We start from the raw sequence: 14175 nt of genomic DNA, 5'->3' as shown, positions 1-14175 counted from the left end.
CATGAAGGCTCTCGTACTGTCCGGGGGCGCAGGCACACGGCTGCGCCCGTTCAGCTATTCCATGCCGAAACAGCTCATTCCCATCGCCAACACACCCGTGCTCGAACACGTCCTGGAAAACGTGGCCGCGCTCGGGGTGACCGAGATCGGCGTCATCGTGGGTGACTGGGGCGAGGAGATCGCCGAGACCGTCGGGGACGGTTCCCGGTTCGGCTGCCGCATCACCTACATACCGCAGGAGCGGCCGCTCGGCCTCGCCCACTGCGTGGCCCTGGCCCGCCCCTTCCTCGGCGACGACGACTTCGTGATGTACCTCGGGGACAACATGCTGCCCGACGGCATCCAGGAGATCGCCGACGCGTTCGCGGCGAACCGGCCCGCAGCCCAGGTCGTGGTGCACAAGGTGCCCGACCCGACAGCCTTCGGCGTCGCGGAGCTCGACGAGAACGGCGCGGTCCGCCGGCTGGTGGAGAAACCCAAGGAGCCGCGGAGCGATCTGGCGCTGATCGGGGTCTACTTCTTCACGCCCGCCATCCACGAGGCGGTGGACTCCATCGCCCCGAGCGCCCGCGGCGAGCTGGAGATCACCGACGCCATCCAGTGGCTGGTCAGCTCCGGTGCCGACGTCCGGGCCAGCGAGTACGACGGGTACTGGAAGGACACCGGGCGGGTCGACGACGTCCTCGCGTGCAACCGCAAGCTGCTCGCCGACCGGGAGCCCGGTGTCTTCGGTGACGTCGACGGGGCCAGCGAGCTGATCGGCCAGGTCACCGTCGAGGCGGGCGCCCGCGTGGTGCGCTCGCGCATCGAGGGCCCGGTCGTCATCGGCGCCGGCACGCTCGTCGAGGACTCCCAGATCGGCCCGTACACCGCCGTCGGGCGCGGCTGCGTCCTGCGCGCCACCCGGCTCGCCGACTCGATCGTGATGGACGACGCCTCGATCTCGCGGGTGCCCGGCCTGCACGGTTCGTTGATCGGGCGCTCCGCGGTCATCGGACCCAGCGAGCACGAGGAGTCCCACCACCGGCTCGTGGTGGGCGATCACACACGGATAGAGGTCGCGGCATGAGGATCCTGGTCACCGGAGGTGCCGGCTTCATCGGCTCGCACTACGTGCGCACCCTGCTGGCGGGCGGCTACCCGGGCTACGAGGACACCCGCGTCACCGTCCTGGACAAGCTCACCTACGCCGGCCACCTGAGCAACCTGCCCACGGACCATCCGCGGCTCGACTTCGTCCGCGGTGACATCTGCGACCTGCCGCTCCTGCTCGACCTGTTGCCCGGTCACGACGCCGTGGTCCACTTCGCGGCCGAGTCGCACGTCGACCGCTCCATCGAGGCGGCCGCCGACTTCGTCCGTACCAACGTCGGCGGCACGCAGAGCGTCCTGGAGGCCTGCCTGCGCACCGGCATCGAGCGGGTGGTGCACGTCTCCACCGACGAGGTGTACGGCTCGATCGCCGAGGGTTCCTGGACCGAGACATGGCCGCTGGAGCCCAACACCCCCTACGCGGCGTCGAAGGCGGGCTCCGACCTCGTCGCCCGTTCCTATGTGCGCACCCACGGCCTGGACCTGTCGATCACCCGGTGCTCCAACAACTACGGGCCGTACCAGCACCCGGAGAAGCTCATCCCGCTGTTCATCACCAACCTCCTCGCGGGCGAGACCGTCCCGCTGTACGGCGACGGCGGCAACATCCGCGAGTGGCTGCACGTCGACGACCACTGCCGGGCCATCCACACCGTGCTCACGCTCGGACGCGCCGGCGAGATCTACAACATCGGCGGCGGCAACGAGCAGACCAACCGGCAGATCACCGACCGGCTCCTGGAACTGTGCGGCGCGGACGCGTCGATGATCCGCTGGGTCGCCGACCGCAAGGGCCACGACCTGCGCTACTCGATCGACGAGTCCAAGATCCGCGAGGAGCTGGGGTACACGCCGCACATCTCCTTCGAGGAGGGCCTGCGGTCCACCGTCGCCTGGTACCGGGACAACCCCGGCTGGTGGAAGTCGATCAAGCACGAGCAGGCCGCCGCGTGACGGCGGTCGTCCTCGGCGGCACCGGCTTCCTGGGCCGGCACGTCGTCGCCGCCCTGCGCGCGACCGGTCGCCGGGTCGTCTCCGTCTCCAGGACGGCGGGGGCCGCCCCCGAGCGCTCCGGGACGGAGGGCGGCGCGGGCGTCGACCTGACCGCCGACGACGGGCAGCGCCGGTTCGCCGGACTGCTCGCCGCCGAACGGGCCGCCGTCGTGGTCAACGCCGCGGGCCGGGCCTGGCGGGCGACCGAGGAGGACATGGTCCGGGGCAACGCCGAACTCGTCGAGCGGCTCGTCGCCGCCGTCCTGGCCCAGGACGCGCCGCCCCGACTGATCCAGCTCGGCTCCGTCCACGAGTACGGCCCCGGCACGCCCGGGGCCGGCACGGCGGAGGACCACCCCGCCGCGCCCGTCACCCCGTACGGGCGCAGCAAACTGCGTGCCACCGAAGCGGTCCTCGCGGCCTGCGCCGCCTCGGACCTGGACGGCGTGGTGCTGCGCGTCGCCAACGTCTCCGGGCCGGGGGCGCCGGTCGGCAGCCTGCTGCGGACCGTGGCCGACCAGCTGGTCGACGTCGCCTCCGGCGCCCTGTCCGAGCTGCGGTACGGACCGCTGCGCGCCGAGCGGGACTTCGTCGACGTACGGGACGTGGCCGACGCCGTCGTCGCGGCCGCCGACGCCCCGCGCGGGGCGGTGCGCGGCCAGGTGATCAACATCGGCACGGGCGAGGCGGTGCGGGCCCGGCTGCTCGTCGACCGCCTGGTCGCGCTCAGCGGCCTCGCCGTGCCGGTCGTCGAGCAGCCGGCCGCGCCCGGCGCGACCGGCCGGGCCGACGTCGAGTGGCAGCGGCTCGACACGGCCAAGGCACACCGCGTACTGGGCTGGAAACCGGCCCGTGACCTGGACACGTCGCTGCGCGATCTGCTCCAGAGCCGCTGAAGCCCATTCGAGGAAGAAGAGGAAGTCGGACATGAGCGATCACAAGGCGCTGGTCCTGGAATACGCCCGGAAGTACCACCACGACGTCCACCCCGCCGGCCCGTTCGTGCCCGGGGTCACCGAGATCTGGCCCTCGGGCGCCGTCCTCGACGAGGAGGACCGGGCCGCGCTCGTCGAGGCCGCCCTGGAGATGCGGATCGCCGCGGGGCCCAGCTCCCGCAAGTTCGAGTCGGCGTTCGCCCGGAAGCTGGGGCGGCGCAAGGCGCACCTGACCAACTCCGGTTCCTCGGCGAACCTGCTGGCGCTGACCGCGCTGACCTCGCACGTCATGGGCGAGCGGCGGCTGAAGCCGGGCGACGAGGTCATCACGGTCGCGGCCGGCTTCCCCACCACCGTCAACCCGATCGTGCAGAACAACCTCGTGCCCGTCTTCATCGACGTCGAACTGGGCACGTACAACACCACGGCGGCCCGGGTGGAGCAGGCGATCGGGCCGAAGACCCGGGCCATCATGATCGCCCACGCCCTCGGCAACCCCTTCGAGGTCGCCGAGGTCGCCCAACTCGCCAAGGACCACGACCTGTTCTTCGTCGAGGACAACTGCGACGCGGTGGGCACGCTCTACGACGGCAAGCTGACCGGCAGCTTCGGCGATCTGACCACGGTCAGCTTCTACCCCGCGCACCACCTGACCATGGGCGAGGGCGGCTGCGTCCTCACGTCCAACCTCCAGCTGGCGCGCGTGGTGGAGTCGCTGCGCGACTGGGGCCGGGACTGCTGGTGCGAGCCGGGCAAGAACAACACCTGCCTCAAGCGGTTCGAGTACCAGCTGGGCAACCTCCCCAAGGGGTACGACCACAAGTACATCTTCTCGCACGTGGGTTACAACCTGAAGGCGACCGACCTCCAGGCGGCCCTCGGCCTGACCCAGCTGGCCAAGCTCGACGACTTCTGCGCGGCGCGCCGGCGCAACTGGCGTCTGCTCCGCGACGGCCTGGCGGACGTGCCGCACCTGCTGCTGCCGGAGGCCACTCCGCGCTCCGACCCGAGCTGGTTCGGCTTCGTCATCACCGTCCAGCCGGACGCCCCGTTCAGCCGGGCCGCCCTGGTGGACTTCCTCGAAGGGCGCAAGATCGGCACGCGACGCCTCTTCGCCGGCAACCTGACGCGCCAGCCCGCCTACGTCGACCAGCCGCACCGCGTCGTCGGCGACCTCACCAACAGCGACCTCATCACCGACCAGACGTTCTGGATCGGCGTCTACCCGGGCCTCACCGAGGAAATGCTCCAGTACGTCATCGCCTCCATCAAGGAATTCGTGGGGTCCCACACGTGAGCGCACCCACCGTGCTGCGGCCGCGCGAGGACGACTCGGTCGCGACCCGCCTCGCCCGCTCCGCCGCCGCCAAGGACTCCGGTGCGTTCCTGCGCACCAGTGACTTCGCCGACTGGCTCCGCGGCCGGGGCCTGGCACACCGCTTCAGGGTCGACCGCATACCCTTCGCCGATCTCGACGGCTGGTCGTTCGCCCCGGACACCGGCAACCTCGTGCACCGCAGCGGACGGTTCTTCACCGTCGAGGGGCTGCGTGTCACCCGGGACGAGGGGCCCTTCCGCGACTGGCAGCAGCCGATCATCAAACAGCCCGAGGTCGGCATCCTCGGCATCCTGGCGAAGGAGTTCGACGGCGTCCTGCACTTCCTGATGCAGGCCAAGATGGAACCGGGCAACCGGAACCTGCTCCAGCTCTCACCCACCGTCCAGGCCACCCGGTCCAACTACACCAAGGCCCACCAGGGCGCGGACGTGAAGTACATCGACCACTTCATCCGCCCCTCCGCCGGGCGCCGGGTGCTCGCCGACACGCTCCAGTCCGAGCACGGCTCGTGGTTCCACCAGAAGTCCAACCGGAACATGATCGTCGAGACGGACCGGGCCGTCCCCGTCGACGAGGACTTCTGCTGGCTCACCCTCGGCCAGATCGGCGAACTCCTGCACGCGGACAACGTGGTGAACATGGACGCGCGGACCGTCCTCGCCTGTGCCCCGGTCGCGCACGACGAGCCCGGCGCGCTGCGGTCGGACACCGAACTATTGTCGTGGTTCACCGCCGAACGCTCCCGCCACCAGGTCACCACCGAGCGCATCCCGCTGCGGGACGTCGCCGAGTGGAAGCGCGGCGACATGGCCATCGAGCACGCCGGCGGCGGCTACTTCCAGGTCGTCGCCGTCTCCGTGGCCGCCGACAACCGGGAGGTCACCGGCTGGACACAGCCGCTCTTCGAGCCCGTCGGCCTGGGCGTCACCGCCTTCCTCACCCGGCGCGTGGACGGTGTCCCGCACGTCCTCGCGCACGCGCGCGTGGAGGGCGGCTTCCTGGACACCGTGGAGCTCGGCCCGACCGTCCAGTACACCCCGGACAACTACGCCCACCTGGCCGGTTCCGGCTGGCCTCCGTACCTCGATGCCGTGCTCGGCGCCGATCCGTCGCGGGTCCGCTACGAGGCGGTGCACTCCGAGGAGGGCGGCCGCTTCCTCAACGCCGAGAGCCGCTACCTCTTCGTCGACGCCGACGAGGAGACGGCGACCACCGACCCGCCCGCCGGCTACCACTGGGTCACGCCCGGCCAGCTGACCTCCCTGGTCCGGCACGGCCACTACGTCAACGTGCAGGCGCGCACCCTGCTCTCCCTCCTCACCTCCGGGTGCGTGCGCCTGTGAGCACGACCGCCGCGCGCCCCGATCCCGTACGCATCGCCGTCCTCGGCTGCGCGGACATCGCCCGGCGTCGCATGCTGCCCGCCTTCGCCGCCTCACCGGACGTCGAGATCACCGTCGTGGCCGGCCGCAGCGCCGACCGCGCGAAGGAACTCGCCGACCGGTTCGGCTGCCGGGCGGCCACCGGCTACGAGTCGGCCCTGGCCGACGACGAGGTACGGGCCGTCTACGTACCGCTCCCGGCCTCGCTGCACGCGACCTGGGTGGAACGCGCCCTGCTCGCCGACAAGCACGTGCTCGCCGAGAAGCCGCTCTCGCTCTCCCTGCCCGACTCCCGGAAGCTCACCGCGCTGGCGCGGGAGCGGGGCCTCGCGCTGATGGAGAACGTCATGTTCGTCCACCACGCGCAGCACGCGGCGGTACGGAAGCTCCTCGCCGACGGGGCCATCGGGGAACTCCGTGCCTTCCAGGCCGCGTTCACCGTGCCCCGGCTGGCCGCGGAGGACATCCGCTACCGCCCCGAGCTCGGCGGCGGCGCCCTGACCGACACCGGTGTCTACCCGGTGCGGGCCGCGCTCCACCTGCTCGGCCCGGACCTGGAGGTCGCCGGCGCCCACCTCGCCCGCGGCACCGGCTTCGCCGTGGACACGGCGGGCGCGGCGCTGCTGCGCGACGGCCGCGGGGTCGGCGCCCAGCTGACCTTCGGCCTGGACCACGCCTACCGCAACAGCTACGAACTCTGGGGCTCCACCGGCCGGATCACCGTCGACCGCGCCTTCACCCCGCCCGCCGACCACCGTCCGGTGCTCCGCCTGGAGAACACGGACGGCGTACGGGAGGTGGTCCTGGCCCCGGACGACCAGGTGGCGAACACCGTCGCGGCCTTCGTCACCGCCGTACGGACCCAGGCCCCGCCGGACGCCGCGATCCTGCGCCAGGCCGCCCTGCTGGACGCCGTACGCGGGCTCGCGGCCCCCGGGGAAGGGACCGAGCGATGACCGGCCAGGTCGGAGACCACGCCGTGGTGCTGGGCGCGGGCATGTCGGGGCTGCTGACCGCCCGAGTCCTCGCCGACTCCTTCACCCGGGTGACCGTGGTGGACCGGGACGAGCTGACCGGGGTGGGCGAGCCGCGCAGGGGAGTGCCGCAGGGCCACCACGTGCACGGGCTGCAGCCCCGGGGCGGGGAGATCATCGAGGAGCTGTTCCCCGGCTTCACCGAGGAGACGGTCGCACGGGGAGCCCAGCTCCAGGACACCGTGAACGACGCGCACTGGCACTTCGAGGGGCGGCGGCTGCGCAAGGCCCCCAGCTCGATGGCGACCGTCGCCGCCGGGCGGCCCTTCCTCGAGCGGTACGTCCGGGACCGGGTCGAGGCGCTGCCGAACGTGACGTTCCTGCAGCGCCACGACGTCGTCGGCCTCGACACGACACCGGACCGGACCCGGATCGTCGGCGTCCGGATCCAGCCCCACGGCGGAGCGACCGGCGCAGGGGCGGCCGGCGCAGGGTCGACCGGCACAGGGGCGACCGACAGCGAGGAGGCCGGTGGCGAGCCGGGCGGGCTGCCGGCCGACCTGGTGGTGGACGCCACCGGCCGGGGCTCGCGCACCCCGGTGTGGCTGGAGGAGTTCGGCTACCCGAAGGTGCCCGAGCAGCGGGCCAGGATCGGCCTCGGATACGCGACCCGCCACTACCGCACCCGGCCGGGCTCCACCCACGACGGCCGCACGCTCGTCGTCGTCGCCTCGGCCGACCTGCCGCGCGGCGCGGTCTGCACGCGGATCGAGGGCGACCGGTACGTCCTCACCACGTACGGCATCCTCGGCGACCACCCGCCCACCGACCCCGAGGGCTTCGACGGCTACCTCAAGTCCCTGGCGGTCCCGGACGTGGCCGAGTTCGCCCAGTCGGCGGAGCCGCTGGACGAGCCGGTCGCGTACCGCTTCCCGGTCAGCCTGCGGCGCCGGTACGAGCACATGGACCGGTTCCCCGCGGGCCTGCTCGTGGTGGGCGACGGCGTGTGCAGCTTCAACCCGACGTACGCGCAGGGCATGACCGTCGCCGCCCTGGGCGCGCTCACCCTCCGCCGGCACCTGCGGCGCGGCACACCGCTCCGGGCCCGCGCCTTCTTCCGCGACCTCGCCCGCGACGCCGTCGACCCGTCCTGGGAGGCGATGAACCTGAACGACCTCGCCTTCCCCGGCGTCGAGGGCGCACGCACCCTCAAGATCCGGGTCGCGCACGCCTATGTGGCCCTGGTCCAGAGGGCCGCGACCCGGGACGCGAAGGTCGCGGAGGCCTTCATCAGGGTGGTCTCCCTCATGAGCGGCCCGGAGTCGCTGATGCGCCCCGGCATGCTGCTCCGGGTGCTGCGCCACGGGCGCGTCTGACCCGGCCCCGACGGACGGAGGAGGCCCCGCACCGCCAGGCGGTGCGGGGCCTCCTCCATGGGGGTCGGATCACCAGGGCAGCTGGTCCTCGTCCTTCAGGACCGGGCGGTCGACGGCCATGTACCAGACGCCGTCCTCGTCCTCACGGAGGACGTCGGTGCAGCTGCCCTCCAGGTGGACGTCCTGCCCTTCGGGCGTGGTGAAGTCGAGCTTGAACTCGACGACGACGAGCGCGGTGTCACCGGCCCGGTAGGCGTAGCGGACCGTGGAGTCCAACCGGGGCCCCAGGGACAGCAGTTCCTTGATCGCCGCGGTCCTGGCCTCGCCGCTCAGCGCCGAGCCGGTGAGGTTCGAGATCGAGTCGTCGTGGTAGAGGGAGTCGAAGATCGCGCCATCACCCGAGTTGAACGCCTTGAGGAAGACCTCGTTCTGCGTCTCGGCCTCGGCGGTGAGCACCAGGCCGTACGGGTTGGGAGTGGCAGCCATGACGGAAACTCCAATGGTCGGTGACGGTGAAGGGATGAACTGATCGCGTGCGCGCCGCGCCAGGGGTGTCCGGCCGGAGCCCTGTCGGCCAGGGCCGGTCCGGCTCCGGTCCGCTGCCGGCCCGAGCCCCTCCCACACGCGGGCGAACCCGTCGAGCCCGTGCCCCTCGGCGACCAGCGCGTCGAGGTGGGCCCGGAGCGGGCCGAGACCAGCCCGCGTTCGTTGATTCGGTACGTGCCCCGGTGCCCATCGGGCCTTTGCGTCAGGGCTGGAAGAACCGCTGCTCGTCCTGGTCGCGGAGCAGGCCGGCGACGGCGCGCAGGCCCGTTTCCAGCTGCTGGATCTCCGCGTCGCTCAGGTACACGGACGGCTCGAAGCGCAGGGTGTTCACGGCGCTCGCCGTGGGGAACGTGCGGATGCGGTGACCGCGGAGCAGGTGGCCGGAGAGCGCGTAACCGAGGAAGCCGGCCTGGGCGATGCCCCGGATGCCGGGCGCCTCGGCCGCCGACTGGTCGTGGAACTCCATGCCGAGCATCAGGCCGCGGCCGCGCACGTCCTTGATGACCTCGGGGAAGTCCGCGCGGACGGACTCCAGCATCGACTTGAGGGCCTCGCCGCGTTCGGCGGCGACGCCGTACAGGCGCCCGCCGTCGGCCTCCAGGAGGTCGAGCACGCGGTGGGCGACGAGGCCCGAGAAGCCGTCCTTGGCGAAGGTCGAGCTGTGCACCATCTCGAACTCCTTGCGGTAGCGGGCCTGCCGCACCAGCATCACGGAGATCTTGGCGAGGCCACCGCCGAGGCTCTTGGCGAGCGTGTAGTAGTCGCCGCGCAGCCCGATCGACGAGGCGGCGAGGAACGAACCCGTCCGGCCCATACCGCTCTGGATCTCGTCCACGACGACCGGACAGTCGACCGCCGCGCAGACGCGCTGGATCTCCGCCGCCAGCTCGGGCGTGACCTCCACGATGCCGCCCTCGCCCTGGATCGGCTCCAGGAGGAACGCGCACACCGAGGGGAAGTCCCGCTCGACGACCGTGACCGCGCCGCCCTCGACCACCACGTCGAAGGCGGCCACCCGCTCGGCCGCGACGGCCTCCTCCACGGCTCCGGGACGGTCCAGGGGGACGAACCGGGCCTGCGCGCCGAGCGAGGCGAACGGAGTCCGGTAGGCCGGGTTGTGGGTGAGCTGGACGCTGCCCATGAGCTTGCCGTGGAAGCCGCCCTCCAGGGTCAGGAAGACCGGGGGCCGGGCCGCCAGCTGCCCGTTGTGGCGCTCCACCGCGGTGAGCAGCTCCTCGATCCCGCCGTCGCCGGCCGGCCCGCCGGCCGGCAGACCGACCCGGGCCCACCCGTCGTCGGCGACCTTCGCCTCGCCCCCGGCGACCGCCGCCCGAGCGGCCGCGAGATGCGCGCCGATCTCCTCGGCGAGCGCCTGCACCCGTAGGACACGGTCCAGCTCGGCGTGTTTCACGGCGGCCTCGATGGCCTCGGCGCCGCTGTTGGCGAAGATCGCCAGATACGGCTCGTCCGTGCCGACCTCCCGCTGCACGATCTCGTTCAGCCGGGCCGCCAGCGAACTCGCGTGGGAATTCCGGGAGAACTGCGCGTGCACCGGCGCGCGGGCGTCCAGTATTTCCTTCGCCCGTGCCACGATCTCCGGGTTGTTGTGCCCGAGGAGGAGTGAGCCGTAGCCACCCGCGAAGTCGGTGACGGCGATTTCCTGGCCGTTCTCGTCCAGGTGGTAGAGGGTGTTCCCCTCGGCCCGTACATAATCGACGTCCAGGCCGGCGGTGCCGAGCGTCTCACGCAGATAAGGCTCCGCCAGATCGCGTTCGGTGGACACAGTACTCATCGAATCCCCATTCTCGACGGGCGAAAAGGACGTCCTGACCGGAAAGGCGTTCCGACCGGACGGAAGACCTTTCCGGGAAAGGCGTCCCGACCGGCCGGCGGGCGCCCTCGTGGCGGACCGTTGCGACCGTACCAACGGCTTTCTCGGGCCCTCCCATCGCGCAGTCATGACGGGGTAATCAGGAATTCTCAGACGGTGGAGAACTCGCCGTGCCGGGCATGACCGGTCCGCTCGTTGCGGGCCGTCGACAGCAGCAGGTCCACCACCTTCTCCGTGGTGAGCCGCTCCGGTCGGTGCAGCGTGACCGTCGTCGTCCGGCTCTTGCCGCCCGCCCAGGCGGGACGGCGCAGCAGGAGCTCCGGCCCCGCCGACGCGACGACGAACAGCGGCACCGGACCCACCGACTCGGCCAGTCCCTCCACGGCGTCCAGGACGAAGTCGTCCGCGCGGTGCAGGTCGTCGACGCAGAGGACGACGGGATGCCGTCGGGCCGCCTCCACGAAGAGGACGCCCCACGCCTCCAGCGTGTCCGCCTCGCCGGTCACCCCGTAGCAGGACTCGGCGGTGGACACGGCGAGCGGCATCAGCCGCCGCAGCAGCCGGTCGGCCGTCTCGCGGGACGGGAAGAGCGCGCGGACCGCCTCGGCGAGCCGGTGCTGCGCCGCCTCCGCGCCGTCCTCGGGCCGGATCCCGCAGTACGCGGCGAGGATCTGCGCCTGGGCCGTCAGCGGATCCTCGTGCGGGGTGGTGGGAGCGCGCCCGGTCAGAAACACCGCGGGCGCCGCCGCACCGCGGACACCTCCGTCCGTGGCCCTGTGCGCGAGGGCCCGCAGGAACCGGCTCCGGTCCGCTCCGGGCTCGGAGAGGACCGTCACCAAATGCGGTACGGAACGCCTCCTGGTCCTCTCGAACAGGCCCAGCAGCGCCTCCAGTTCGTGCGCCTGCTCGGAGTCCTCCGCGCTCTCCGCCGCGTCCGCGCGCTCCCGCGGGCCGAGCGCCTGCCGCCCGGTGGACGGCGCGTCCATGGACGCGTACGCGACGGCGTGATCCGTCTCCCGGAACACCGCCTCGCAGACCCGGACCTCACCGGCCGGTACGTGCGCGAGCAGCGCCTGCGACTCGTCGAGGACCGCGCCGACCACGACGGGCGGCGCGCCGTCCCGGGGACGGCTCCGCAGCAGCACTTCACCCCTGCTCACCGCCGCGTGCACGGTCAGCTGGGCGCCGTCGAGACCGTCACCCGGCGGAACGTTGAGGACGTCCCGTACGGCGAGGGCCGCGAGCACCGCCCGGTGGGCGTCCCCGTGGCCGGGCCCCTCGAGTCCGAACAGGGCCAGGGAGGTCGACCCGAGGGAGGCCGTCACCGTCCCGCCGTACCGCTCGATCTGCTCCCGCACCACCAGCGTGGCGCCGTCCAGCAGGTCGTCGAGGTCCTCCTGACCGCCCCGGCCCGCCAGCTCCGGCGCGAGCCGGGTACGTACCGAAAGGACGGTCACCTGCCGCCGGCCGTCGGCAGGGCTGCCGTCGGCCGGCGTGCTGTCGTACGCCGTGCCGTGGGCCGCGTCCGCCGCGGACGGCGGCACGGCGTCCGCGGGCGCGGAGAGCCGTACGGCCTCCCGGGGCCTGCCCGGCCCCGGCAGCTCGCCGCGCGGATCGCGGACCGGCCCGCTCTCCCCGACCAGGGACAGCTCCGGATCCTGCGTCAGGATCGCCTGCTGGAGCCGCTGGAGACCGCGGCCGGGCTCGAGCCCGAGGTCCTCGACCAGCACCGAGCGGATCCGGCTGTACATGTTCAGGGCGTCGGCCTGCCGTCCGCACCGGTAGAGGGCGAGCATCAGCTGACCGCAGGAGCGCTCCCTGAGCGGCTCGTTCTGGACCATGGTCTCCAGCTCGGCGAGGACCGCGTGGTGCTGCCCGGAGGCCAACTGCGCCTCGCAGTAGTCCTCCATCACGTCGAGCCGGGTGTGCTGGACCGCCGTCAGCTCCGGCCAGTCGATCCCGGTCTCCACCAGGTCAGCGAGGACGGGCCCGCGCCACAGCCCGAGCGCGTCCTGCAACAGCCGTGCCGCCGACGCCGCATCGCCGTGCGCCAGCTTCTCCCGGCCCTCGGCGACCCGCTCGTGGAAGAGGTACAGGTCCACCTCGGTGGGGTCCACCCGCATCATGTAGCCGGGGGCCTGGGTCAGCAGGGCGGTGGCGGACCGGCCACCACCGGGCCCGTTGCCGCCGCCACCGATCCCGCCGCCACCGATCCCGCCGGGAAGGACCCCGCGCAGACCGGAGATCGCGTTCTGCAGGATCTTCCGGGCGCTCGCGGGCGCGTCGTCCACCGACCACAGGGCTCTCAGCAGCTCACTGGTGGCCACCACGCGGTTCGCGTGCAGCAGCAGGAAGCTCAGAGTGGCCCGCTGCTTGGTGCCTCCGAGCGCCACCTGCCGCTCGTCGGCGACGAGCTCCAACGGCCCCAATAACCGGAACTGCATCGATTCCCCCCACGATCCGCACACCGGCCAAGATCCTCGCCCCATCCTGCACGCGAGCACTCCAAGCCCACACAAACGGCGGCCAAGGGCCGCTCACATCCGCGCCGCGGCCCTCACGACGATGCCGCCCGGAACCCCAACTCCCCGCCGATCTTGGGCAAGTCGCGCTTGTGTCCACGCCCGGAGGCGAAGAAGAGTCGAGCTTCGGACGGACGGAACGACGATCAAGGAGAGCCACACATGCGCGGAGCGGTCACCGTCATCGGACTCGGGCTCATGGGATCCGCCCTGGCGCGCGCGTTCCTGGTGGGCGGTCACCCCACCACCGTCTGGAACCGGACGGCCCGCAAGGCGGACCCCCTCGTGGCCGAGGGCGCGGTCCGCGCGGACTCCGTGCCCGAGGCCTTCGCCGCGGGCGGGGTCGTGGTGCTCTCCCTCATCGACTACAGCGCGGTCCGCGAGGTCCTCGACGCGGCCGGTGACGCGCTGCGCTCCGGTGCGACCGTGGTGAACCTCAGCTCGGGGACGGTACGGGAGGCACGGGAGCTGGCCGCCTGGGCCGCCGAGCGGAACGTCCGCTACCTCGACGGCTCCGTCATGGCGGTCCCGCAGACCGTGGGCGGGCCCGAGGCCGCCGTCGTCTACAGCGGCTCCGGCGCGCTCCTGGACGAGCACCGCCCGGTCCTCGACCGCCTCGCGGGCACCAGCCTCCACCTGGGCGACGATCCGGGGCTCGCCCTGCTGTACGAGAACGCGCTGGCCGGCATGCTCTGGAGCACGCTGGGCGGGTACCTCCACGCCCTGGCCCTCGTCGGTACGGAGAAGGTCGCGCCCACCGACTTCCTCGCGTTCGCCGAGCGCTGGCACACGAGCCTGGGGGCCTTCCTGCCGGTCATCGCGGAGGAGGTCGGCTCCGGCACGTACACGACGGACGTCTCGACCCTCGACATGAACCAGCGGGCCCTCGCCCACCTCGTCGAGACGAGCGAGGCCCAGGGCCTTGGTGTCGACGTCCTCGGCGGCATGAGGTCCCTGATCCACCGGCGCGTGGCCGACGGGCACGGGGACGAGAGCCTCAGCTCCGTGATCGAGGTGATCAGGGCGGGGTCCGGAACGGCGGGGGAGGCGTGATCCGGGCGGGGCACGGCACGGCGGGGGAGGCGTGATCCGGGCGGGCCCGCGCCACCGACCGGCCGCCGGGAGTCCCGGCCTTCCCACGGATCGCCTCGGGCCGTCGTACGGACCGCCCCAGCCCGTCGTCGT

At 72.4% G+C, this 14175-nt stretch carries 11 protein-coding genes; 8 read left to right on the top strand and 3 right to left on the bottom strand.

The features are described 5' to 3' along the window. The first annotated feature begins 1 nt into the window (after position 1). From AB0E14_RS10050 to AB0E14_RS10020, 7 genes are read left to right on the top strand one after another with little or no spacing between them, the layout of a single operon-like run. Entirely contained in the window at positions 2-1069 is a 1068-nt protein-coding gene (locus AB0E14_RS10050) for a glucose-1-phosphate thymidylyltransferase (protein WP_362414490.1), read from the top strand. Further along, positions 1066-2046, top strand: a complete 981-nt coding sequence (rfbB, locus tag AB0E14_RS10045) for a dTDP-glucose 4,6-dehydratase (RefSeq protein WP_362414488.1) — start codon at positions 1066-1068, stop codon at positions 2044-2046. Before AB0E14_RS10050 ends, rfbB begins: the two co-directional genes overlap by 4 nt. Further along, the gene (locus AB0E14_RS10040) at positions 2043-2981 is read left to right on the top strand and encodes an NAD(P)-dependent oxidoreductase (protein WP_362414486.1); all 939 of its coding nucleotides are present in this window, start codon (positions 2043-2045) and stop codon (positions 2979-2981) included. The genes rfbB and AB0E14_RS10040 overlap by 4 nt, the downstream gene beginning before the upstream one ends. Positions 2982-3012: 31 nt before the next feature. Continuing rightward, the gene (rfbH, locus tag AB0E14_RS10035) at positions 3013-4317 is read left to right on the top strand and encodes a lipopolysaccharide biosynthesis protein RfbH (protein ID WP_362414484.1); all 1305 of its coding nucleotides are present in this window, start codon (positions 3013-3015) and stop codon (positions 4315-4317) included. Next, positions 4314-5702: an NDP-hexose 2,3-dehydratase family protein gene (locus AB0E14_RS10030; protein ID WP_362414482.1), complete on the top strand. Its 1389-nt coding sequence runs from the start codon at positions 4314-4316 to the stop codon at positions 5700-5702. Before rfbH ends, AB0E14_RS10030 begins: the two co-directional genes overlap by 4 nt. Further along, the gene (locus AB0E14_RS10025) at positions 5699-6697 is read left to right on the top strand and encodes a Gfo/Idh/MocA family oxidoreductase (protein ID WP_362414480.1); all 999 of its coding nucleotides are present in this window, start codon (positions 5699-5701) and stop codon (positions 6695-6697) included. Before AB0E14_RS10030 ends, AB0E14_RS10025 begins: the two co-directional genes overlap by 4 nt. Beyond that, complete coding sequence (locus AB0E14_RS10020) at positions 6694-8091, top strand: FAD-binding monooxygenase (protein WP_362414478.1); 1398 nt, start codon at positions 6694-6696, stop codon at positions 8089-8091. Before AB0E14_RS10025 ends, AB0E14_RS10020 begins: the two co-directional genes overlap by 4 nt. Positions 8092-8160: 69 nt before the next feature. On the opposite strand, the gene AB0E14_RS10015 is transcribed toward AB0E14_RS10020, so the two are convergent. The 3 genes from AB0E14_RS10015 to AB0E14_RS10005 form a co-directional block, all read right to left on the bottom strand. Next, entirely contained in the window at positions 8161-8577 is a 417-nt protein-coding gene (locus tag AB0E14_RS10015) for a DUF4440 domain-containing protein (protein WP_362414476.1), read from the bottom strand. 262 nt (positions 8578-8839) lie between these two features. Beyond that, a complete protein-coding gene (locus AB0E14_RS10010) occupies positions 8840-10429 on the bottom strand; it encodes an aminotransferase class III-fold pyridoxal phosphate-dependent enzyme (RefSeq protein WP_362414474.1) in 1590 nt (529 codons plus the stop codon). A gap of 188 nt (positions 10430-10617) precedes the next feature. Then, complete coding sequence (locus tag AB0E14_RS10005) at positions 10618-12912, bottom strand: BTAD domain-containing putative transcriptional regulator (RefSeq protein WP_362414472.1); 2295 nt, start codon at positions 12910-12912, stop codon at positions 10618-10620. Positions 12913-13065: 153 nt separating this feature from the next. Here AB0E14_RS10005 and AB0E14_RS10000 point away from each other — a divergent pair, with 153 nt between their 5' ends. After that, a complete protein-coding gene (locus AB0E14_RS10000) occupies positions 13066-14043 on the top strand; it encodes an NAD(P)-binding domain-containing protein (protein ID WP_362414470.1) in 978 nt (325 codons plus the stop codon). Positions 14044-14175 lie beyond the last annotated feature (132 nt).

This window comes from Streptomyces sp. NPDC047981 (assembly GCF_040653315.1).
GTDB lineage: Bacteria > Actinomycetota > Actinomycetes > Streptomycetales > Streptomycetaceae > Streptomyces.
This window is presented reverse-complemented; position numbering and strand designations above follow the sequence as displayed.

Excerpts from the sequence above, each read along its gene's own strand:
- AB0E14_RS10050 (WP_362414490.1), top strand. The coding sequence starts at position 2 with ATGAAGGCTCTCGTACTGTCCGGGGGCGCAGGCACACGGCTGCGCCCG.
- rfbB (WP_362414488.1), top strand. The coding sequence starts at position 1,066 with ATGAGGATCCTGGTCACCGGAGGTGCCGGCTTCATCGGCTCGCACTAC.
- rfbH (WP_362414484.1), top strand. The coding sequence starts at position 3,013 with ATGAGCGATCACAAGGCGCTGGTCCTGGAATACGCCCGGAAGTACCAC.
- AB0E14_RS10020 (WP_362414478.1), top strand. The coding sequence starts at position 6,694 with ATGACCGGCCAGGTCGGAGACCACGCCGTGGTGCTGGGCGCGGGCATG.
- AB0E14_RS10015 (WP_362414476.1), bottom strand. The coding sequence starts at position 8,577 with ATGGCTGCCACTCCCAACCCGTACGGCCTGGTGCTCACCGCCGAGGCC.
- AB0E14_RS10010 (WP_362414474.1), bottom strand. The coding sequence starts at position 10,429 with ATGAGTACTGTGTCCACCGAACGCGATCTGGCGGAGCCTTATCTGCGT.
- AB0E14_RS10005 (WP_362414472.1), bottom strand. The coding sequence starts at position 12,912 with ATGCAGTTCCGGTTATTGGGGCCGTTGGAGCTCGTCGCCGACGAGCGG.